The following is a 23,684-nucleotide window of genomic DNA, read 5'->3' as shown; positions in this document are numbered from 1 at the left end:
TGAGTATAAAGAAAAAATTTTTTCAAAAATATTATGAAGAAGGGTAATTGGAAGTTGTCTTTAATATTTTTTGCATTTTGATAAATGTTTAGTTATAATTCGAATGTTGTTTTAATCATTTACAGAAGAGGTTTTCTTGCAGAACTTTATTACAAATACAACTGATAAAAGCCTGAAGAAACGCCTTCATGAACTGATAGCATATAGTAAAGAGTTAAACTTTCTCACCGGTTTCTTCTATTTTTCCGGTGTTGACGAAATCTTCACACCGATTACTAAAAACAAAGACCTCACTATAAGAATACTGGTTGGACTGCAGCTAGACAGAATGAATTATGATGTGATTGAAACAGGAGGCACTGATAAGCTATCCAACGACCGCCTCTTTTTAAACTATGTAAATTCCCTGAAAATGTATACAGATACCGATGACTTCGACAAAGAAGACACCCAAAATAAGTTCCATTACTTTTTATCCCTTCTTGAAAACGGCCAACTTGAAATCAGAAAAACATTCCGACCAAACCATGCAAAACTCTATATTTTTAAACTCAGAGAGAAAATCCCCCGAGAGGCCTTATTTATAACAGGCAGCAGTAATCTCACCAGAAGCGGTGTGTTGTCGCAGGATGAATTTAATGTTGAAATCAGTGACTATGGTACTGATCAGGCAATTGAATATTTTGATGAGTTGTGGGAAGAAGCTGCACCTATTACTGAAGATGATGCTAAAAAAGATAAATTGATAAAAATCATAAGAAAAGAAACCCCACTAAAAGAAATTACTCCATTTGAGGCTTACGTACTTCTTTTAAAAGCATACCTCGATTCAATGAAACCGAGTGACAAGCCCTTGAACATTAGAGAATTCCTTAATATCAAAGGCTACAATGCATATAAATATCAGCTTGATGCTGTTAATCAGGCACTTGACATCATAAATAGCCACAACGGCGTTATTATAGCTGATGTTGTAGGTCTTGGAAAAACAATAGTTGCCTGCATGGTGGCAAAGCAGCTAAATAAAAGAGGGATAGTTGTTTCTCCTCCTGGATTGGTTGGTGACAAACAGAATTCCAGCGGCTGGAAAGGGTATCTCGAAGATTTTGAGCTATACAGCTGGGAGGCAAGGTCGATAGGGGGCTTGGAAAATGTATATGATTTTGTAAGAAAAAGGGAAGATATTGAAGTTGTAATTATTGATGAGGCACACCGTTTTAGAAACCAGGATACCAAGTCCTATGAATATCTGAAAAATATATGCCGGGGAAAGATTGTTATTTTGTTGACTGCTACACCTTTTAACAACCGCCCCTCGGATATTTTATCACTGCTGAAGCTTTTTATTTCACCCAAAAAATCCTCTATTACACTGGATAACAATTTATTAGACAGATTCCGTACATTTAAATCGGTATTTGAAGATTTATCGTTTATCTACAAATACAGGAACTCATCTGACGAGGACAAAAGAAAAAAAGCGGAAGCCTTATTCCAAAAACTTTTCGGATATCTTCCCATTGATATTGAAAAGGTAAAAGAGCGTTCACACTATATTGCCAGACAGATCAGAGATATTATTGAACCTGTAACAATCAGGAGAAACAGACTGGATTTATTACATAACCCTGAATATAAGTCGGAAATTAATGAATTGTCTAAAGTCAGTGACCCCAAAGAGTGGTTTTTTGAGTTATCAGCTGAACAATCCTCTTTTTATGATCTGGTAATTAAAGATTATTTCGGTGATCCGGATAACGGAGGCCTGTTTAAAGGGGCTATATACCGTCCTTACGAATATGAAGTCAGCGAAAAAAATATTGAGAAAGGCAAAGAAGCTTTCCAGTATTATCAGCAGAAAAACCTCTATGATTTCATGAGAAGGTTGCTTGTTAAGCGCTTTGAAAGTTCCTTCGGAGCTTTCAAACAGAGTATCAAGAACTTCATAAATATCCTTGAAGTGGTAAGGGAATTTATAGACAAGACCGGAAATTATATTCTGGATAGAGTCTTATTGGAAAAAATTTACGAGCTTGATGTGGAACAAATTGAGGATGAACTGAATCAGTATGCCCGTAAAATGAAAGAGAAAGAATACCCGAAAAACCACAGAGTTTACGACATAAAGAAATTCAAAGATAAAGAAAAATTTCTGGAGGATATTAAATCCGATTACGAAATGTTCCGGGAAATCCTTTCCAATCTTGATAAGCTTGACCTTGTATCAAATGATCCCAAACTGGAAAGTCTTGTAAGTAACATCAAACATCAGTTTGAATCAGAAGAAAATCACAAGCGTAAAATTATTATATTCTCCGAGTACACCGATACAGTAAAATATATTGAACCGGCACTTAAAAAACATTTCAAAAACAGAGTTCTGACAGTTCACGGTCTTCTCGGTAATAAAAAACTAAAAGATATTTACGAAAATTTTGATGCTTCTCACCCGGCTGATCAACAAAAAGATGATTATGATATTTTACTATCCACTGATAAAATATCGGAAGGTTTTAACCTAAACAGAGCGGGGATGATTATCAACTATGATATACCTTGGAATCCCGTCCGTGTCATTCAGAGAGTGGGTCGTATTAACAGGATAAATAAAAAAGTTTTTGATGAGTTATACGTTGTTAATTTTTTCCCTACAGAGAAAGGTTCTGAAATGGTCAAATCCAGGGAAATTGCAAGTAATAAAATGTATCTGATACACAATGCACTGGGGGAGGACTCCAAAATATTTGATATCGATGAAGAACCCACACCTTCTAAACTTTATGAACGGATTCAGACCAATCCGGAAAATATAGAGGGTGAAAGTTTTTATACTAAAATGCTGAATGAATTTGAGGAAATCAGGAAAAAATATCCAAAGCTGGCAGAGAATGTATCGGAATATCCCAAGAGACTAAAAGTTGCCAAAAAATACGTCAGGGATGAACAGCTGGTATTTTTTAAAAAACATAAGATTTTTATCCACTATGCTGATTATGAGAATGAGAAAGATCCTGTCCTTCTGCCTTTTGAAGATGCAATTGAAAATGTAAAATGTGATGAAAATGAAGAAAGACAGCCTTTTAGCGAATATTTCTGGGACTACTATGAAAAGATTAAGAATATAAAGGAAAAGAAAGCCCCGTTAACAGAACAAAGTAATGAAAAGAAAGCACATAATAACCTGAAAACTATGCATAGTAAACCTTTTGAAGGATTGGAAAAACATGTACCATTTATAGATATGCTTTTGGACGATTTGATGGATTTTGGAACATTACCGGACTACACCCTCCGCCGAATCGCCAATCTTAAGTTAAATGGAGAAAACAACCAAAAGAAAACAATAAGAGAGATAGAAAATTTAAAAAAAGAACTGGGTGAGCATTATCTGGATAAGGAAAAATTAAGATTGAAAGATACCCAGAAAGAACTGATTTTGGCTGTGGAAAACAGAAACATTTTATAGTAAAAAATTAACAACAGATAATAGCTTCGTGTATGACGAAATACTTTTAAACAGTTTTTTTGGGATTTGCAAAATGAATGACACGGAAAAGAAAATATTAAAGATTGCCGCGAGGGCTGTTAAAGAAGCCCAGATGGAAAATCTAAGAAAGGGCATACCGAATGTCTACAGCAAAAATAAGAGGCTTTATTTTCAACTGAGTGATGGAACGATCACTCAGGAAATCCCCGAGGAATATAAAAGGTTAGAAGAAAAATAAAACTAAAATAAAACTTACCTTTTTGGATTTAATATGGATAAAAAAGTTATAGAAGATTTATGTGCGGCGTTTGACATTGATAAACTTGTTCTTTTTTTCAGAAAACTAAACAGTAAGTTTACCCCGTCTGATGAAGACTTTTCAGAATGGGATGATGAGAATTTTACTGAAATCAGCAACCTTGGCAGGATTAAGTTTTCCGAAGTAGAAACTCTGTCTCTCTTTTCACTGAAATCCACTTTCGGACTTACCGAAAAAAGCAGTAAAAAGCGTCAGTTTGACAAAGCCAAGAAAATATTAAAAGATTGTATGGAAGATGCCGGAATATTTGTTTTTTACGATGAATCCGGTAATTTTCGCATGAGTTTAATCTTTCAGGAATTTTCAGGCACAAAAGCGGAATTCAGTAACTATAAGCGCTTTACCTATTATGTCAGCCCTTCTCTTACAAACAAAACATTTATCAAACAAATGTCCCTTGCCGATTTTTCTTCGCTGGAAAGCATCAAGGAAGCATTCAGCGTAGAAAAGGTTACAAAACAGTTTTACGATGAAATTGCTAATTGGTATTTTTGGTCATTGGATAGTGTCATTTTTCCAGATGATTACAAATTTCACGAAAATGATGAGAAAGATAAAGAGATACGTAATGCCCAGAATATGATCAGGCTTATTACAAGAATAATTTTTGTATGGTTTTTAAAAGAGAAAGATTTAGTATCCAGTAATCTTTTTGATAGTAAGTTTATCGAAAAGATAGTTAAAGACTTCAATAAGACTAAAGATTCAACCAATTATTATAACGCTATTCTCCAGAATTTATTTTTTGGTACTCTGAATCGTAATATGAGTGAGAGAAAATTTGCCAATAACGGTAATTTCCATGAAAACAGGAGTGAATACGGAGTCAAAAATCTTTATAGGTACAACGACAAGTTTCTTATTTCTGAAGAAAGTGCACTAAGTTTGTTCAGTGAGATACCTTTTTTAAATGGCGGACTGTTTGACTGTTTGGACAAAGAGGATGAGAATGGAAGAGTTGTCTACATAGATGGCTTTTCCCGCAATCCAAAGAAAACAGCACAAATACCCGACTTTCTTTTTTTTAACAAAGAAGAAAAGAAAGTGGATTTAAGCAAATATGGAATAGGAAAAGACAAACAAGTAAGAGGTTTGTTTGACATTTTAAACAACTACAATTTTGTTACTGATGAAAACACACCTGTAGATCAGGAAATTGCCCTTGATCCGGAGCTTTTGGGCAAAGTTTTTGAAAATCTTCTTGCCTCTTTTAATCCTGAAACATCTACTACAGCCAGAAAAGAAACCGGAAGTTATTATACTCCACGTGAGATAGTTGATTTTATGGTGGACGAGAGTTTAACAGAATACTTAAAAACAAAATTGCCTGAAATTAATGAAGATAAAATTAAGCTTTTAATATCATATTCTGACGAAAAGGTTGAGTTGAAGAAAGAGGAAAAAGAAACATTAATCAACAGTATTGACAGCATAAAAATAATTGATCCGGCATGCGGTTCCGGGGCTTTTCCCATGGGGATACTACACAAACTGGTACATATGCTGCAAAAAATTGATCACGACAATAAACTATGGCAGGATTTGCAGTATAAAAAGGCATTGAGGGAAACAGAGAATACATTTAAAACAGAAAATGATAAGAGTGAAAGGGAAGAACAACTTAAAGTAATAAATGAAGTATTTGATTTAAATATCAACTCCCCTGATTATGCAAGAAAGTTGTATCTTATTGAGAATTGCATATATGGAGTAGACATTCAGCCCATAGCAGTACAAATAGCCAAACTCAGGTTTTTCATATCCTTAATTGTAGATGAAGAAAAAGATGATTCTAGGGAAAACAGGGGTATACTGGCTTTGCCAAATCTTGAAACGAAATTTGTGGCTGCTAATACCCTTATACCGCTTGATCAGGAGCATATATTTTATACAAAAGAAGTCGAGGAAATAGAGGATAAATTAAAGGATATAAGGCATCGTTATTTCAATGCAAAAACAAGAACTGAGAAAAAAAGACTTAGAGAAAAAGATATAAAACTGAGAAATGATTTAAAAAGTTATTTTATGAAATTTGGCACTTCTGCTGATTTTGCCAACAAAGTGGCTGAGTATGATATTTTTGATCAGAATGTTTCAGCGGATTGGTTTCATCCGGAGTGGATGTTCGGTGTAAAAGGTGGTTTTGATATTTTAATTGGCAATCCGCCGTATATTCAGTTGCAGAAGAATGCCGGCAAACTTGCAAATGCACTTTCCAAACTGGGGTATGAAACTTTTGCACGGACAGGTGATATTTATGTTATTTTTTATGAAAGAGGCTGGCAGCTGCTAAAAAAAGGCGGCCACTTAACTTATATCACATCAAACAAGTGGATGAGGGCTGATTATGGTAAAAAACTCAGAAGATTTCTATCAAATAAAGCCAATCCTAAGCTTTTAATAGATTTAGCCGGGGTAAAAGTTTTCAAATCTGCCACAGTGGATACAAATATATTAACTTTCCAGAGAGGGGAAAATAATCATAAATGCTATGCTGTAACGTTTGGCGGGGATTATCGGAATGAAAACTTTAAAGAATATGTCAATACAAAAGGATTCTTAACCGACCTTTTTAAAACAGGTGCCCCCTGGATTATATCAAACCCTGTGGAGTCGAAATTAAAGGAGAAAATTGAAAACATAGGTACACCTTTAAAAGATTGGGATATTAATATTTATCGAGGGGTACTAACTGGCTGTAATGAAGCATTTGTAATAGATGGTCAAACAAAAGACCGCCTTATTGCCGAAGACCCTAAGTCGGCTGAAATCATAAAACCTCTTCTCAGGGGCAGAGATATAAAACGCTACCATGCGGACTTCGCCGACCGTTGGCTGATAAACAGCCACAATGGTTATAAATCAAAAGATGGATTTATACCGCCAATAAATATTAATAATTATCCGGCAATCAAAAATCATCTTGATAAATTTTATCCGAAAATAGCCAAAAGGCAGGATAAAGGTGTAACTTCTTATAACTTGAGAAACTGTGCATATATTGAAGAATTTGAAAAAGAAAAAATCGTATACAATGATATTTGTCAAAAACTGACTTTTGCCCTCGCAGAAGAAAATATCTATTTTAACAATACTGTTTATTTTATGTGCTATAATACTGAGCTAAAGTACTTATTAGGATTATTAAATTCAAACCTTATAGATTGGTATTATCGAACGTTATCAGTTCAGTTGGGAGAAAAGGCTGTGAGAATGTTTTCTATTTATGTAGAAAATATACCAATACCAGCCATTGATGCAGCAAATGCAAGTTTTGTAAAAAATATAAAAAGTACCGTTAAAAATATTCTAAATAAAAAGAAAAATAACCCAAAAACCGATACAACAGAGCTTGAGCATGAAATCGACAAAATGATATATGATCTTTATGACCTGACCGACGATGAAATCAAAATCATCGAGAAGGACTTATAATCACGCATCTTGCGTACTTTGCGAAAATAAAGCATCTGTTTGTTTACAAATAAATTTTTTTGGACATCAAACACTATTGTTTTGTGGATATATTTATAAACTCATATTTCGAGACCTTTGCGCAGAAAATAACGGAAAGATTTCCTGTGCAAAGGTCGCAATACCGTTTATAATTACCATTAAAAAGTGAAACAAGGTGACTTATTTTCTCAGTGTGAAGGAAACCTAGCGGCTTATTTGTAGTTGACTGTTACCCGGACAGATGGCGGGTTATTCTGAAAAAGTATTTAGAAAATTTTTACGTGTGCTGTTTGCAATAATTTTGGTGATAGGTGTTTTTTGATATATTAAGCTCATTGTATGATATATTGTCAAAACTTTATCTTCGAGTAATTTGTCTTTTCCTAAATCTTCGACATTTAACCCTTTCTCTTTTGCAGTTTCAAGATTTATTCCACTTCCATGTGAAGAGTGGTGTTTGTTGGAATTAAGAAAGTCAGCCAGCCTTCCAATACTTTCTTTATCAGAATTTTTACAAAGTCTTTTACTTAAAATATCAACCAAGTATTGTTTAGAATTTTTTTCCATAATTTCAGCTGAATTTATAAGGCCGAAAGGAATTTGTTTAAGTCTTTCGTTCCATATTAAAGAGGTTTCAGGCTCTTTCTTTACATCTTCAACGGCTTTATCGAATTCTTGCAACATAGAATTTACACCAACAAAACCTTTATCTGAGATATAAATCTGTGGATCAGTAGGACCTATATTTGAATAATTACCCATATATATTTTATCAGAACTGCAGGCTATCAATGAACCACCACTCATAGCTAGATGAGGCACAAAAACATTGATTTCTGAAAAAGAGTTATCAAGATAGCTAATGATCCTTTTTGTAGCTTCATAATCACCGCCAGGTGTATGAATTATAAGATCAAGTTTTTTTTTATTGATTCCATTCAGGCATGTCATAAACCCTTGGGTATCCTTGTCTGTAATAGAAAAGAATATTGAAGGTGCTCTTTTGATTTCAGTAAAACCGCTAGAATATAGTATCACCGAAGATTCTCTTTGTTTAGCTAAATCTTCCAAAGCGTTAAACAAATATTCCATTTCAGGAATTTTGCTAAAGTTAACTTGTAGCTCATCCAAGGTAGGCATTCTGTTCACTCGCTACACAAGTATATTCTTGTTTTTTTTCAATTTTTGAAGTATTTAAAGATTCCTGCATTGATCTGATGTGAGCAATCTCTTTATTTTCTGCCATGATTTTCTTTTTAGTTTGTTCTATGATTTTTCTTTTTTCTGTTTCATTAGTCATACGCTCCTCCTGTTAGTAAAATAATAGCATACTTTTTTATCTTTACAATAAAAAAAGTGCAGTAAAAGTGCTTATTAAATAAAGGTAAATAATACTTTTTGATTTTGGTAAAGACCATAGTAAAATGGAAAACAAACAAAAACGCTAATGTGTTCCAATTTCTGCGAGAAAAATGAAAGAGATGATATAAATAGAAAAGGGCTGTTAGTTTGGGGCCAACAACCCTACAGAAATGCCGACAGCTTTACACTGTAAAGCTTATTTATAATATAGATCAGATAATGATATAATTCAACCTTAATTCAATTGGCGCCCTCCCATTTTCTCACAGGCTCATTCCGACTGAACGTTTATTTAATAATTCATCTAGCATCGGTCAAAGACCGATTAGCAGCTATGTAAATAGCTAAATTGAATGTTTGACAACTAGCACAAGCCTATAAGGCTGGTAAATATATTGTAGACACAAATTTATCGGTCATTGACCGATGCTAGTGGAAAACATCATATTTACCAGTTTAAAAGCCTGGAAATTTTAATTTAATGATGGCTCTCCTTCCGGAATTGACTGGCTCTCAGTTCCTGAAGGGTGGCTCAGATCATAACGGACACCTGGCTCTATCAAGCCGGAATATGCATATAAAAATAGCGAAATAACAATCGTAAACAAAAATAAGTGGATAAATCAAAAGGATTTGAATATATAAACGATTTTAATCGCAAGTGGTTGAAGCTTATTCGTGATAAAATGAAAGAGAATTCGACAATTTGGATTAGTGGAACAATACACAATATTTTCAGTATTGGACAAATTTTAACAGAGTTAGATTTTAAAATTCTAAACATAATTACTTGGCAAAAGACAAACCCACCGCCAAATTACTCTTGTCGTTACTTTACTCACTCCACTGAACAAATTATTTGGGCAAGAAAAAATGCAAAAGTCCCACATTACTTCAACTATGAATTAATGAAGGAAATTAACGATAATAAACAGATGAAAGATGTTTGGGTATTACCAGCAATTGCTAAATGGGAAAAATCGTGTGGAAAACATCCTACCCAAAAACCGCTTTCGGTACTAACAAGAATTATTCTTGCATCAACAAAACAAGAAGCTTGGATTTTAGATCCTTTTACCGGTAGTAGTACAACCGGTATTGCGGCAAATTTATTAGAAAGAAAATTCCTTGGAATTGATGTTGAAGAGGAATATCTTAAAATTAGCAAAAACAGAAAACTTGAAATTGAAAATGAAGAGATATTTAATAAATATCGCAAAAGACTACAGGGTTTTAAAAATCCTGAACAATTAGAATTGCATTTATTAAAAGAACCAAGAGCTGAGTATAAATCAGAGTTAGATTTAACTGATATTCTTAACAATGGTTAACAGTAATAAATTTTTTGTATGATAAAAATGATAAAGCGAACTTGCTGACAAAAAGCGACCAAAATATTAACCTGAAATACTTGTTATCTTATTTTAATTCAGCTACTTTCCTTTGGCAGTTTTCTCAACTTGGTATTAAAATGGGAAAGGGCTATGAGTTTAAAATTCAGTATATAAATCAAATACATATTCCTGAAGTATCAGAAGAAAAGCAAAATATATTTGAAACCATTGCAAACAATATTATTGATATTAAGAAAAATAACCCAAAAGCCGATACAACAGACCTTGAACATGAAATCGAGAGAATGATATACGATCTTTATGACCTGACCGACGATGAAATCAAAATAATTGAGAAAGACTTATAATTAAAAAATGGGGTCAGGTAAATTAAGTACATTGCAAAATTCTAAAAAAGCTGTCTCGGGAGCGTTTAATTTTTTGTGTCACTTTGTTATAAAATAACAATGCGGGGTGACACATGAGTAAGAAAGAAGAATTCGATTTTAACAAAGCGTTAGAAGAAGTAAAGAAAGGTGCCAAGATTGATGGTAAAGACGGAGTATTGGCACCCTTGATTAAACAATTGACAGAAGCAGCTTTAGAAGGCGAACTGGACAGTCATTTATCCGAAGATCTTACAAATAACCGCAAGAACGGCAATTCATCCAAGACAATGAAAAGTTCAGCAGGAGAATTTGACCTTGAAGTGCCCAGGGACAGAAACGGTAGCTTCGAGCCCCAGTTAGTCAAAAAACACCAGCGTCATATCACAGATGAAATAGAAAGAAAGATCATTTCGCTTTATGCTTTAGGTAACAGCTATTCTCAAATATCTGGTCATATTCAGGATATATACGGCGTAGAATTTTCCAGTTCAGCCATAAGTGCCGTAACAGATAAGATAATTCCTATGCTGAAAGATTGGCAACAACGCCCCTTGAGCCGAGTATATCCATTTGTGTGGCTTGACGCCATTCACTACAAGATCAAAGAAAATGGCAGATATGTAAATAAGGCTGTATACACGATTTTGGGCATAAATATAGAAGGCAAGAAAGAGGTAATAGGTTTATATTTGTCAGAGAGTGAAGGCGCCAATTTTTGGCTTCAGGTACTGACCGATCTTCAGAACCGTGGAGTAGAAGATATCTTGATAGCCTCTGTGGATGGTCTCACGGGCTTTGTAGAAGCAATAGAAAGTATATTTCCCAAGACTGAAGTCCAGTTGTGTATAGTCCATCAAATCAGGAACAGCCTAAAATATATAGCATCAAAGAATAAGAAGGAATTTTCAAAAGATCTTAAGCCCATATACAAGGCAGTTTCCAAAGAAGCTGCTGAAGAAGCGCTGGATAATCTTGAAAAGAAATGGGGCAAAAAGTATCCTATTGTTATCCAGTCTTGGCGGCGTAGATGGGACAATTTATCCTGTTATTTCAAGTATCCTGAGGATATAAGGAAGGTTATATACACCACAAATATCATCGAGTCTGTACACCGCCAATTCAGGAAGTTGACGAAAACGAAGGGCGCTTTCCCAAACGAAAGCAGTCTTTTAAAACTTTTGTACATGGGGATACAGAATGCCGAGAAGAAGTGGCACAAGCCTATTTGGAACTGGAATCTGACCTTATCTCAGCTGGCGATTTTCTTCGAAGGCAGATTGGACAACATACTGGATTTGTGATAATATGATTAAATTACAGAGGTTGACACAAAATTATGAACGGTCCCGCTGTCTCTCTAAAACTAAAACACTTAGAAAAAATATCTATAGTTGAAGCAATTCTCTGAAATCACCAATGTTGTCTGTTTTAAAAAGCATTCTGTGAAGATTTCTGAGGCGTTCCCTGTCATCAATACTTTTTATTTTATCAGAAATGTCAGAAGGCACTTCACCAAATTTTGCTTCCAGTCCGTTTATTACCATATCTTGGGCTTCTATAATGAATCCTTTCTGGATACCTTTCTGGATACCTTTTTCAAGACCCCTTTTTTCACCTTTTTCTTCAAGTCTTTCAGCTAAACTGGGCATATCCTGCATACCTCCCTTTTTGGCTATCTCATCAAGTTCTTCCAATTCTATGTCTACACTTCTCAGTATATAACCTATTATAATCTCTCTGCCGGTATTTTCAAGACGGGATAACCCGGCAAATATTTTTTCTAAACCCTGCCTGCCTGAAAAAATATTCTTCATTGATAACAAAAATGCAGATAAAAGCAAATTGTCATGACAGTCCCTCTGTATGCTATCCTCGTCATAAGCAGACGTATCAAATAATTCATAATCGAAACTTACAATGTATCTTTTCAAATCCTCCGGCACATCAAAATAATCACCGAAGTTTAACGGAAGATCGTATTTGCCTGTACCATGATAAAATACCACAGGGATTATAGGTTTTAGAGATTCTTTGTTTTTAAGATTACTTTCCCATACGGAAACACAATAGGACAGTATTTGTATTAGTGTGAATTTATCTTTGTAAGATTTATGTTCAAACAGAATTATTATATCTGATGGAGTATGGTCAATCTCCGCTTCCACGATAATATCCATATGGTACTTTTTATAATTCTTTGTAGATTTTTCCCTGTCTGGCAATTTTAAGGTGTCATAGTTGATTTTAGTTGAAATATTTTCAGGCAGAAAATTCCTGATAAAGTCACTGATGTTTTTCCTGTCTGTCATTATCTGTTTAAAGAAACTGTCGTGAGGGTGCTTGATATCCATAAAAATTCTCTCCAGGCTATTGCCTATATAAATTCACTTGCATATTGTACAAATTCATCAATTAAAATCAAGATATTGATTAATGATACAGCTGACCGGTTTTCATTTATAAAATTCCTCCCCTAATTCATCAGGAGAGGTTATATCAAGCTACAGCAAGAAAGTAATAAGCCCAAAAAGCATATGTGTTTTTTGGAAATGGCGCTTCAGCGCCGTCATGAAAACAATGGTAATTTGCCAAACTACTTGGTTAAGTTATATGTATATATAACTTAGTATAACTTAACGGTAGTTTCTGTGTCTCTTTGTATAGATTCATTTGTTCACTTCTTGGAAAACATAAAAACAGCCTTTATTGTATAACCTTTCTTAGTGGCTTGTAGGAGAAAACAAATATGGCGCATAAAATTTTAAGCAAAACATTGACTGGCCTCCTTTTTAATTCATGAAGCTTTTGATGGCTTCAATAATATTAAGGAGGAATCATATGCAGGAGAATATGTTGCATACTAAAAATGGACAAAGTTGCAAAAGAAATTCCGTTACTGTCGGCTTGAGCAAATTAAATCCACAAAAGCCTGCAATGCCTTACTATACTTTTCATTTCTACGACGCACAAACCATGTATTCATTTTACCAACGTCACTGGGCAGACTAAAAAGTGTACAAAGGTTTTGATAGTGCGGCCGCTCGACAACTGAACGAGGCAAAAAACTCACTCCCATTCCAGCCGCAATGCACCCCATAATCCCCTCTATAGAACCAAAAGTCATTACTTGATACGTAAATCTGCCTGTTTTCCTGAGCCACTCCTCTAACTGGGCTCTGTAGCTACATCCTGATCTAAAAACAAGAATTTTCAAATTCTCAATGCAATCAATTGAAGTTACACCGGGGGGCGCCACAAGAAACAACTCTTCTTCAAATGCCAATTCTGCTGACAAATCGTCATGATCAATTTCACCGGCAACTAATGCACCGTCGATCTGGTAATCAAGCAAACGCCACAGTGAATCTTTAGAAGAGCCTGTCACAAGATTTAATTCGACCTTGGGGTAGATTTTATGATAATAGGCTAAAAGACGTGGTAAACGTACAGCGGCAGTAGTTTCCATAGAACCAATAGACAATCTGCCTTTAGGTTCACCTTGATCTGAGACAGCTTCTTCTGCCTCCCTGGAGAGATTGATGATTCGTTCAGCGTAATTCATCAATAAATACCCTGAGTGGGTTAGCGCTACACCTTTACTTTTTCGATGAAAAAGAAGGGTTCCAAGATGCTCTTCCAGTTGCTTGATACGGGTGGTTACATTGGATTGGACACAATGAAGTTCTTCTGCAGCTCTTGAAATACTTCCTTTGCGGGCTACAGCTAAAAAAATTTTCAGTTCACTTAGTTCCATTGATATCACTTTTTATGATATAAAATTTCAAAAATATTCATTTGCAATAATAACAAGTAATAAGTAGTATGTCAAATATGAAAGCAAACATTAATCAGCAATCATCACAAAAAGACTTGGAAGCCCTGAAAATTATTGTAGGGGGCATCTGCGGTATGGTAGTGGTGATGGGGATAGGCCGATTTGCATTTACCCCGATCCTTCCTCTCATGCAGCGGGATCTTGGTGTGAGCAACACGGTTGCAGGATGGCTTGCAGGTTTAAACTACCTTGGTTACTTGATTGGAGCTGTAATCTGTACAATCACTCCCCAACTTATGCGCTCACGGGCAGTTGCAAGCAGTGCGTTGTTGCTAAGCATTGCTACCACCTTTCTTATGAGTCTAACACTCTCAGAGTTCTGGTGGTCTGTGCTGCGTCTGACTGGTGGGTTTGTCAGCGCAGTCATGTTTGTAATTATTTCAGCAGAAGTTGGCGGAGCACTTATCAAACGTGGATACGGACGTTGGGTTGGAGCTATATACGGTGGAATCGGTTTAGGCATTGCATTAAGCGGTCTTATAGTTCCTCAACTGGACAAGATTGGAGGATGGGATGCCGCCTGGGCAGGGATGGGAATTATTGCAGCAATTACAGCAGTTTTAGCTTTTGGTGGCATTATTTTGGGGCAAAATGGCCTTTACAAAACAGAAGCACCATCCGGTCTTGCTAAACCGACACCTAATTTGAGTAAAATTTGGATTCTTACCGCCGCTTATTTTCTGGAAGGGATGGGTTATATCGTAACTGCTACGTTCATTGTAGCTATTATCGCTGCTACGCCTGGGTTGGAAGCTTTTGCATCTTATAGCTGGGTATTCGTTGGCCTTGCTGCTGTACCATCAACAATTTTTTGGCCTTACCTGGCCCGCCGCATTGGCAATAAAAAAGCCCTACTGGCAGCATATGCCCTTCAAGCAGCAGGTATTATGATCAGTGTCCGTGCTGTCTCTGTCATCGAAGTCATGTTTGCAGCCTTATCTTTCGGAGGTACTTTTCTGGGAATCGTTGCATTAACACTGTCCGAAGGTAGTTTAAGATTAAGCAAAGATGGGGGGCGTGCAGCAGCAATCCTTACTGTTAGTTTCAGTGTAGGTCAAATGATTGGTCCAATCATTGCAGGTAAATTGGCCGATCAGCAAAACAGTTTTGGTTTACCTCTTTTACTCGCAGCGTTCTGTGTTATATTAGGAGGGATACTAATAGCTATAGACAGAGATTTTGCAACCGAAAAAATCAAAAAAGGAGGTTAATAATGCCATACGTTAACATTAAAATCACCAAGGAAGGCGCCACTCCCGAACAAAAAGCTCAATTGATCAAAGGGGCAACACAGTTGCTAGTGGATGTACTGGGGAAAAATCCGGCGACAACAGTTGTTATTATCGACGAAATCGAAACTGATAATTGGGGTATCGCTGGTGAAACAGTAACTGTAAGACGCAACGCCGGCAAGTAGGCTAACTTAAGGGTTGCTCGCACAAATTTTATTTATACAAGTTGAAATCCCATTAGCTTCTTTTTGTTAATGGTTGTGGAACTTCTTGCAATCTTTCAGGAGTTCATGTTTGCAACTTTATCCATTTTTAGTGTGCAACAAATGAATTAACCAAAAAAATTATGTAATCGGTAAAAATAGAAATAAGTTTTTTTACTAATAGTGCCTAATATTCGCTATTACTAAACACTGGTATAAATTGCTACTATTACACAGAATCAAATTTTTTTCCTTCGCATACATAGAGCTTCATTGTTTTATGCTATGTTTTATGCTATTTGCATGATTCCCCACACCTTCCATTCCAACATATTTTGACACCGACAAAACTGCATCCGGCACTGTTTTTTTATTCCAGTGGTTACAATATCTTTTAGAAATATAAAGTATTATTTATTTTTTGTTGACAATATAAAATAATATTTTATAATTTGACATGATTGGAAAAAGAATAAGAGAGCTTAGGAAAGAAAGTAAATATACCCTCAAAGATTTAGCAGCTAAAGTTGGCTGTACCGATGTTTTTATATCTCAGATAGAAAGAGAAATTGCTTCCCCCTCAATATCAACGCTTAAAAAAATTGCCAATGCTCTGGATGTTTCACTGGTAGAACTTGTTGAAGTAATAGATGAAACGAAGAATGAAGATACATTGATAATCAAGAAAAATAAAAGAATTAACTTTAATTTGCACAACGATTCAGTTCTATGTGAAATACTTACAAGAGACATTAAGAATAAAAATATGGAGCCATTGCATAAGTTAGTAAAACCAGGAGGAGGATCAAAAGGGTTATATTTTCACTCAGGTGAAGAGTTTGGTATCGTGTTGAAAGGCAGTTTAGTCTTGACAGTAAATAATAAAACTTACGATTTGGAAGAAGGAGATGCATTTTATTTCAAATCTACTGATAAACACGGCTATGAAAATAAAGGCAATATCAATTGTGAGCTTATCTGGGTAATATCTCCTCCGACATTTTAAGTGGATCAGATTTCAAGGAAAATATGGTCAAAACTCTGATCAGTTTTATATGAAATTCAATTAGCTCAGCAGCATTATATTAAAATTAAGTTGGTAAATAAAATGTCTTTTTTTACTGGATTTTCTGAATACCTGCAGAATCTGTTTAAAAGAGAGTTTATAGGTGTAAAGGCCAAATATTTATTAATCACAATGTTGATAGTAATATCTATTATTGGTAGCATAGTTTGGTTTATCTTTATAAGCGCTAAAGGTATTGAAGAAAAAACAGTGAACGAAAGCCAGTTGAGAATAGCCTCAGAGGCAACGATAACTACAGAAGTTTGGCTTAAACAACAAGTGAATATTTTGGAAGCTGCTGTATTCGCAGTTAAGAAAACAGGTATTGGCAATAAAGATGAAATTTTACGGATTTTAGAAACCACAATGAAAGCCGGAGATTTCAGTGATGTCTATATTGGGTTAACAGATGGCTCGATAATTGACGGAGCCAGATGGATTCCGCCGCCTGGATATGATACCAGAGTTCGGCCATGGTTTAATGCTGCAGTAGATGCTGGTCATACAACTTTCTCAAAACCATATATTGATTTAACCACAATGTCCTTGGTCATTGCCCTGGCTTCCCCTATGTATATTAATAATAAGTTTGCCGGAGTTATAAGCTCAGACATAATTCTCGATACATTGGTTGAATCATTGTCAAGTCTGCAAATAGGGAACACCGGCTATGCTTTTATTGTTGATAAAGAAGGAATGATACTTGTTCACAAAAATAAAAATCTGGTTATGAAATCAAAAATACAAGATTTTGAACCCGAACTTAATAATATTACATCTAATTTTGTGAGTGCTCCGTCGGGCATTGTCAAATATGGAAAAAACCAAAAAAAGATTTTAGCCTATAATAGGATAGATATTACCGGATGGTATTTATGCACTATTGTTCCAAAGAGCGAAGCTGTCGCTTTTTCTCAAAACAGTGCAATATTATACTCTTCAGAGAAAATTCTGAAGGTTTTAGGTGTACTTTTTTTGCTTACTACAGCTGGTGTGGGCGGCAGTGCACTGATACTGTACGCTTACAGCAGAACTTTTCAGACAACTGTTCATAAGTATGAAGAGGAGATGACAGGTATAAATGAGAATCTGAGGCTGCAAACTATAAGACGTGAAGAGCTTGAAACATATTACCAGACAATTTTTACTGTTGCCAATGATGCGATAATTTTGATGAAAGGTTTTATAATTTTTGACTCCAACGATAAAGCTCTGGAGTTGTTTGGTATAAGTAAAAGGAACTTTATGGGGCGTCCTCTTATTTCATTTTCCGCTGATATACAAAGTGACGGGGGAAAAAGTAATAAAAAATTTATTGATATAATGCATAAATCTGAGCAGGGTGAACAGCAATCTTTTGTCTGGACTTTTAAAAAAGCTGACGGAAGAGAGTTCCCTACTGAAGTCAGCCTTAAAACCGTAGAGATAAAAAATGAATCGCTGACTCTGTTAAGTATCAGGGATATTTCAAAGAGAGCAGCTGTTGAGGAACAGTTAAGACAAACGCAAAAACTTGCTGCAATGGGAGAGATGCTCGGTTCCATTGCTCATCAGTGGCGTCAGCCGTTAAACACTCTATCTACTTATATTGCAAGCTTTCAGTCTATTTATTACAATGACAAAGTAAACCCGGTAGCTGTTAAAAAAATTGCATTGGGTGCTGAAACCCAGATTCAGTTTATGTCAAAAACAATAGATGATTTCAGAAATTTCTTAAAACCTTCAAAGAAGAAGATTGTATTTGAAATGGTTGAGATACTGGAAAAAACTATCAAGCTTATCGAACCTCAATTGAAACAAAAATCAATTGATTTAAAAGTGCAGTATCATTCTTATCAAAATCTTAACGTTTTGGGCTATCCAAGTGAATTTATACATGTTTTGATAAATATTATTACGAATTCTCAGGATGCTATTATTGCTAATAACTCTAAATCTAACAAGGAAGGGAAGAAGCAAATATCTCTCCAGCTTCAAAATCCTGATAATTATGTTGTGCTTACTATTTCCGATTCGGGAGGAGGAATCCCTAAAAAGATACTGAATAAGATATTTGAGCCTTACTTTACGACTAAGGGTACTGCGTCTGGAATGGGCATAGGCCTTTATATGGCAAAAATGATAGTAGAAAAGGAAATGGGCGGAGTTATATTTGCAGAAAATATAGTAAACGGCGCATGCTTTACAATTAAGCTGCCCAAAATTTAGCTAAGAGGTGACAGATGCTGAATTTAAAAAATGAAAGTTTGAATGTTATTTTTGTTGACGATGAAAAAGCTGAGTTGGAAGCGTATAAGTTTTTATTGGAATCTATGGGTATAAAAAATATTACGACTGTGCAGGATAGCAGAAATGTCATGAGTTGTCTGAAAGATATATATTTTCCAATAATTTTCCTTGATTTAAGTATGCCTCATAAGTCAGGTATAGAAGTACTTAAAGAAATAAAAGAAGAAATGCCTCATGTTCCTGTTATTATTTGTACTGCTTACTCTGAGATTGAAACGGCCGTAGAGTGTATTAAGCTTGGAGCACATGATTATCTTGTAAAACCAATAAGTTTAAACAGTTTCGGCTCAGCACTAAGAAATGCTATTGAAATTGCTTCTCTCAGAAATGAAGTTCTGTCGCTGAAAGGAGTTAATTTTAATTCAAAACTTAATAATCCTGAAGTATTTAAAAATATAGTTACAAAAGATGAGAAGATGCTTAATATCTTTAAATATACTGAAACCATAGCAACTACAGGCCAACCGGTTTTGATTTTGGGAGAAACAGGAACAGGCAAAGAATTACTTGCCAAATCAGTTCATAACCTAAGCAGATTGGAAGGAGATTTTGTCGCTGTCAATTTATCCGGTTTGGATGATACTCTATTCTCAGATGCAATTTTCGGGCACGTTAAAGGTGCATACACGGGAGCTGACAAAGACCGCAAAGGTTTAATTGAGAAAGCTGCATATGGTACTCTATTTCTTGACGAAATTGGGGATCTTTCTGAATCCTCTCAAGTGAAATTGCTCAGACTGATTCAAGAAGGTACATATTATCCTTTGGGATCGGATACACCGAGATACAGCAAAGCCCGTATTATTTCTGCAGCAAATAAAGAAATAAATCAATTGGTTGGCAACGGTAAAAACATCAGAAAAGACCTTTATTACAGATTGAGCACTCATTTAATAAAAGTTCCGCCGTTGAGGAAAAGAAAAAATGATATACCTCTGTTAATATCATTTTTAGCAGAAGAGGCAGCAAAAAGTATGGATCGTACAGTACCGAAAATTTCAAAAGATTTTATTGATTTTATGACAGTTCAAAATTTTGAAGGGAACATTAGAGAGTTAAAAACTTATATTTATGATGCTGTAGCAATGTGCACAGACGATACCATTAAGCTTGAATTAATATCAGATAGGCTTTCTGAGGATCTAATACTCAATCTGTCTGATAAAAATGTTCCTGACCCTATGTTTTTGGAGAGAATTTTTGGAAGCTTTCCCACTCTAAAGGAAGTTTCAAATTACACAGTTAGTGCAGCTCTTGCATATACAAACAATAATCAAAATCAGGCTGCGAAACTTTTGGGTATTTCCAAGCAGGCTTTAAGCAAAAGAGTAAGACAGTAACTTTATTCTTATTAGATATAAAAGGTCAACTTTTGCAATTTACGTCAACTTAAGTTGACGGAATCTTTTTTCTTGTCTGACCACAAATCTATTTTCTACAATAATTTATCACTAACATCCTAATATTGGATTATTGGCATGCTTTTTGTTTAAGTACCTGTGTTTCAAAATTTGTTTTATCAAATTGGAGGACAGGTATGTTGAAGGGAACAGAGTTAGCGTCGATAAAATTTTCACAAAGTGAGAAAACCGAAGAGTTATTCAATAGGAAAGCAAAATATGTTTCGGACGGTGTTTCCAACATTATTCCAATATCCATAAAGCAAGCAAAAGGAAGTGTTATTGAAGATGTGGAAGGAAACATATATCTGGATTTCTATGCCGGAATAGGAGTAACTACTGCCGGTCACTGCCCTGAACCGGTAATTGAATCCATAAAAAAACAATCAAGCAGACTTTTACATTCTTGTTTCATGGTAACGATGTACGATTCTTATATAAATCTGGCTGAGAAACTTGTTGCTATAACGCCTGGAAACCATGAAAAAAAAGCAATGTTTGTAAACAGTGGGGCAGAAGCTGTTGAAAATGCCATTAAAATAGCAAGGGCGGCAACCGGCAGACAGGGGATAGTCAGCTTCGAGTCCGGTTATCATGGCAGAACTCTCCTAACAATGTCACTTACCAGTAAAGTGAAGCCTTATAAATATGAATTCGGTCCTTTTGCTCCTGAAATATACAAAGTTCCTTTTCCAAATACATACAATGGAATCCTGAATGTGTCGGAATCAGAAGCTGCAGAAGAATATCTGAAGTATTTTGAACGTTTCTTTATCTCTGAAGTTGATCCTTCCGATATTGCTGCAATTATTTTGGAACCTGTGCAGGGCGAAGGCGGTTTCAATATACCTCCCAAAGGTTATTGGAAAGGCCTGAGAAAGTTATGTGATAAGCACGGCATTCTTCTTATTGCTGATGAAGTTCAAACCGGTTTTGCACGTACCGGTAAAATGTTTGCCGTTGAACACTTTGAGGTTGTTCCGGACATCATTACCCTTGCAAAGACAATTGCTTCCGGTATGCCTTTGAGCGCAGTTGTTGGCAATAAGAAAATAATGGATGCAATAGGCCCCGGACGCATCGGAGGAACATTTGGAGGCAATCCGGTGGCATGTGAGGCTGCTCTTGCCACTATTAACTATATTGAAGAAAACAACCTCACTAAAAAGTCTGAAGAGATCGGTAACTTAATTGTTGAGAAGTTAAAAAAATTACAACAGAGATACTCTGAAATAGGTGATGTTAGGAATTTAGGGGCAATGATAGGTATAGAGTTTGTTAAAGATCCTGAAAAAAAATCTCCTAATAAAGAAGTTGTCGGAAAAATTATTACGGAATGTTTAAAGAATGGTTTGATAATAATTAGTGCCGGAATTTACGGTAACGTAATAAGATTCCTTCCCCCGCTGGTTTTAACCGAAGATCAACTGAAGCAGGGAATCAGTATTTTCGAAGAAGCTGTCCATAAAATTTTAGGGGAAAAATAATATGAATATCTTTTTCAAAAAATACCTTTATATAAATCTGAACGATGAAATTTATGAAGAATTTTCTATAGATGAAGAGATATTAAGAAGTTATGGCGGCGGAAAAGGGTTAGGTACTTATCTCCTTTACAACTTGAACCCCGTAGGAGTGGATCCTTTTGATTCGGATAATCATATTATTATCAATACCGGACCGGCTGATGATTTGAAGGTGTGGGGTTCTTCAAGGTTTGGAATCTACACAAAAAGTCCTTTGACGAATTGTTATCTCGACTCAACCTCGGGCGGTCATTTGTCCAAATATATTTCAAGAACAGGTTATGATGCAATTGTAATAAAAGGTAAGAGTCAGAGTCCGGTTTGGCTTGAAATAACTGATGAAAATATCGGGTTTCACGATGCAAGCGATTTATGGGGCAAGGATACTTATATTTCTGAAGACACTTTAAAAAGTAAGGCCGGCAGTGATAAGTGCGGAGCCATTGTTATAGGACCTGCCGGTGAAAACCTATGCAAGTTTAGTTTGATAGAAAATGACTATTGGAGAAGTTTGGGCAGAGGCGGTGCTGGTGCAGTTATGGGAAGTAAAAAAATAAAGGGCGTAGTTTTTTATGGTAATCAAAGAAGACAAGCTGGAAACCAGGAAAAAATCGACGAACTGTACTCTTATTACAGGCAAAAAAGCAAGACAGATGAAACAGTACTTAAATACAGGAAATACGGTACACCTGCTGGGGTTAAACTGTTAAATGACAAGGGAGCGTTTCCAACTAAATATTGGCACAAAGGTGTTTTTGAAAAGAATGAAAATATTACTGCTGAAAAAATGCAGGAAGTCTTGGATGTAAAACCCAAGGCCTGTGAGAAATGTTTCATAGCCTGCGGGAAATTGAGCAAAACAAAAGAAGGAAGCAAATACCCGGGGTTAGTTGTCGAGGGGCCGGAATATGAAACAATTTATGCTTTAGGTGGTTTGTGCTGCATAGACGATATTGAAGACATTTTATATTTAAATGATTTGTGTGACAGGTACGGTATAGACACAATTACTGCAGGAAACATTATTGCCTTTGCTATGGAAGCGTCCTCTTTAGGCAAGACTAAAGAAAAATATGAGTACGGTAACACAAAGCATGCAGCTGATTTAATTGAAAAGATTGTATTTAAGAAAGGCATCGGGGAGGTATTGAGTGAAGGAATTGTTTTTGCATCTAAATATTTTGGATTAGAAGATTTGGCGATTCATAATAAAGGACTTGAGCCGGCCGGCTACGATCCAAGGATGCTGCCGGGGACTGCTCTGGGATATGCCGTTTCGATGAGGGGCGGTTGTCACTTAAGAAGCGGATTTTACAAAGCTGAACTTTCAAATTACTCAAAACCTGAGGATCTTGATGATAAAGCCTATCATGTAGCTGACTGGGAAGACAGGTTTTGTGTTCAGGATACCCTGATAATTTGCCGGTTTTTCAGAGATCTCTATTGGTGGGATGAAACAGTTGAACTTTTCAGAGTTATTTATGGAGATGAATCGATTTCCAAAGAAGAGCTGAAAGATATGTCAAAACGGATTCATGCGTTGGCCAAAAAATTTAATATTAGAGAAAATCCAGATAATATTGATAGCTTGGATAAGCTTCCCAAACGCTTGTTCAAAGAAAAGTTGGAGAATGGCAGTGTTATGAATCAGAACGTTTTCGATAAATTGAAAAGTGAATATTACAAATTAAGAGGCTGGGATGAAAGGGGCATTCCAGTTGATAATTTGTAATCAATTCCGTTTTGCGGAAAATAATATAAAGGGAGAGATGTATGAGAAATTCAA

Annotated in this window: 16 protein-coding genes and 1 pseudogene; 13 read left to right on the top strand and 4 right to left on the bottom strand. The window is 35.6% G+C overall.

Features of this window, described 5'->3' with window-relative positions:
• The first annotated feature begins 136 nt into the window (after positions 1-136).
• From UMU13_RS00145 to UMU13_RS00135, 3 genes are all read left to right on the top strand, one after another.
• Positions 137-3,466 (top strand): helicase-related protein, encoded by a 3,330-nt coding sequence (locus tag UMU13_RS00145; RefSeq protein WP_328216179.1) that lies wholly within the window; start codon positions 137-139, stop codon positions 3,464-3,466.
• A gap of 73 nt (positions 3,467-3,539) precedes the next feature.
• Positions 3,540-3,725: a hypothetical protein gene (locus UMU13_RS00140; protein ID WP_328216177.1), complete on the top strand. Its 186-nt coding sequence runs from the start codon at positions 3,540-3,542 to the stop codon at positions 3,723-3,725.
• Between the two features lie 33 nt (positions 3,726-3,758).
• Complete coding sequence (locus UMU13_RS00135; protein ID WP_328216175.1) at positions 3,759-7,241, top strand: Eco57I restriction-modification methylase domain-containing protein; 3,483 nt, start codon at positions 3,759-3,761, stop codon at positions 7,239-7,241.
• 270 nt (positions 7,242-7,511) lie between these two features.
• Here the strand turns inward: UMU13_RS00135 and UMU13_RS00130 are convergent, their stop codons facing one another.
• Both UMU13_RS00130 and UMU13_RS00125 read right to left on the bottom strand, forming a co-directional pair.
• Positions 7,512-8,402, bottom strand: coding sequence for an SDH family Clp fold serine proteinase (locus tag UMU13_RS00130; protein ID WP_328216173.1), 891 nt, complete (start codon positions 8,400-8,402; stop codon positions 7,512-7,514).
• Positions 8,386-8,562 carry a hypothetical protein gene (locus UMU13_RS00125; protein WP_328216171.1) on the bottom strand — a complete coding sequence of 59 codons (177 nt, stop codon included), beginning with the start codon at positions 8,560-8,562 and terminating at the stop codon, positions 8,386-8,388. Before UMU13_RS00125 ends, UMU13_RS00130 begins: the two co-directional genes overlap by 17 nt.
• Positions 8,563-9,206: 644 nt before the next feature.
• Between UMU13_RS00125 and UMU13_RS00120 the strand changes: the two are divergent.
• The 3 genes and pseudogenes from UMU13_RS00120 to UMU13_RS00110 form a co-directional block, all read left to right on the top strand.
• Positions 9,207-9,955: pseudogene (locus UMU13_RS00120) on the top strand (DNA-methyltransferase); the annotation flags it as partial.
• 140 nt (positions 9,956-10,095) lie between these two features.
• Positions 10,096-10,326, top strand: a complete 231-nt coding sequence (locus UMU13_RS00115; RefSeq protein WP_328216167.1) for a hypothetical protein — start codon at positions 10,096-10,098, stop codon at positions 10,324-10,326.
• 113 nt (positions 10,327-10,439) lie between these two features.
• Entirely contained in the window at positions 10,440-11,648 is a 1,209-nt protein-coding gene (locus UMU13_RS00110; RefSeq protein WP_328216165.1) for an IS256 family transposase, read from the top strand.
• Between the two features lie 84 nt (positions 11,649-11,732).
• Here UMU13_RS00110 and UMU13_RS00105 read toward each other — a convergent pair whose 3' ends face one another.
• Entirely contained in the window at positions 11,733-12,698 is a 966-nt protein-coding gene (locus tag UMU13_RS00105; protein WP_328216163.1) for an Rpn family recombination-promoting nuclease/putative transposase, read from the bottom strand.
• Positions 12,699-13,240: 542 nt separating this feature from the next.
• The gene (locus tag UMU13_RS00100) at positions 13,241-14,101 is read right to left on the bottom strand and encodes a LysR family transcriptional regulator (RefSeq protein WP_328216161.1); all 861 of its coding nucleotides are present in this window, start codon (positions 14,099-14,101) and stop codon (positions 13,241-13,243) included.
• Positions 14,102-14,178: 77 nt separating this feature from the next.
• Between UMU13_RS00100 and UMU13_RS00095 the strand changes: the two genes are divergently transcribed.
• The 7 genes from UMU13_RS00095 (at position 14,179) to UMU13_RS00065 (ending at position 23,630) form a co-directional block, all read left to right on the top strand.
• Positions 14,179-15,393 carry a YbfB/YjiJ family MFS transporter gene (locus tag UMU13_RS00095; protein WP_328216159.1) on the top strand — a complete coding sequence of 405 codons (1,215 nt, stop codon included), beginning with the start codon at positions 14,179-14,181 and terminating at the stop codon, positions 15,391-15,393.
• A 2-nt stretch (positions 15,394-15,395) separates the two neighbouring features.
• Positions 15,396-15,599, top strand: a complete 204-nt coding sequence (locus UMU13_RS00090; protein WP_328216157.1) for a 4-oxalocrotonate tautomerase family protein — start codon at positions 15,396-15,398, stop codon at positions 15,597-15,599.
• Between the two features lie 475 nt (positions 15,600-16,074).
• The gene (locus UMU13_RS00085) at positions 16,075-16,623 is read left to right on the top strand and encodes a helix-turn-helix domain-containing protein (RefSeq protein ID WP_328216155.1); all 549 of its coding nucleotides are present in this window, start codon (positions 16,075-16,077) and stop codon (positions 16,621-16,623) included.
• A gap of 102 nt (positions 16,624-16,725) precedes the next feature.
• Positions 16,726-18,891, top strand: coding sequence for a sensor histidine kinase (locus UMU13_RS00080; protein ID WP_328216153.1), 2,166 nt, complete (start codon positions 16,726-16,728; stop codon positions 18,889-18,891).
• A gap of 14 nt (positions 18,892-18,905) precedes the next feature.
• Positions 18,906-20,312 (top strand): sigma-54-dependent transcriptional regulator, encoded by a 1,407-nt coding sequence (locus tag UMU13_RS00075; protein WP_328216151.1) that lies wholly within the window; start codon positions 18,906-18,908, stop codon positions 20,310-20,312.
• 197 nt (positions 20,313-20,509) lie between these two features.
• Positions 20,510-21,859, top strand: a complete 1,350-nt coding sequence (gene gabT, locus UMU13_RS00070; protein ID WP_328216149.1) for a 4-aminobutyrate--2-oxoglutarate transaminase — start codon at positions 20,510-20,512, stop codon at positions 21,857-21,859.
• A 1-nt stretch (position 21,860) separates the two neighbouring features.
• A complete protein-coding gene (locus UMU13_RS00065) occupies positions 21,861-23,630 on the top strand; it encodes an aldehyde ferredoxin oxidoreductase family protein (RefSeq protein WP_328216147.1) in 1,770 nt (589 codons plus the stop codon).
• Positions 23,631-23,684 lie beyond the last annotated feature (54 nt).

The organism is Flexistipes sp. (genome assembly GCF_036172515.1).
Classification (GTDB): domain Bacteria; phylum Chrysiogenota; class Deferribacteres; order Deferribacterales; family Flexistipitaceae; genus Flexistipes.
The sequence above is the reverse complement of the archived record's forward strand: the minus strand, read 5'-3'. Positions and strand labels throughout refer to the sequence as shown.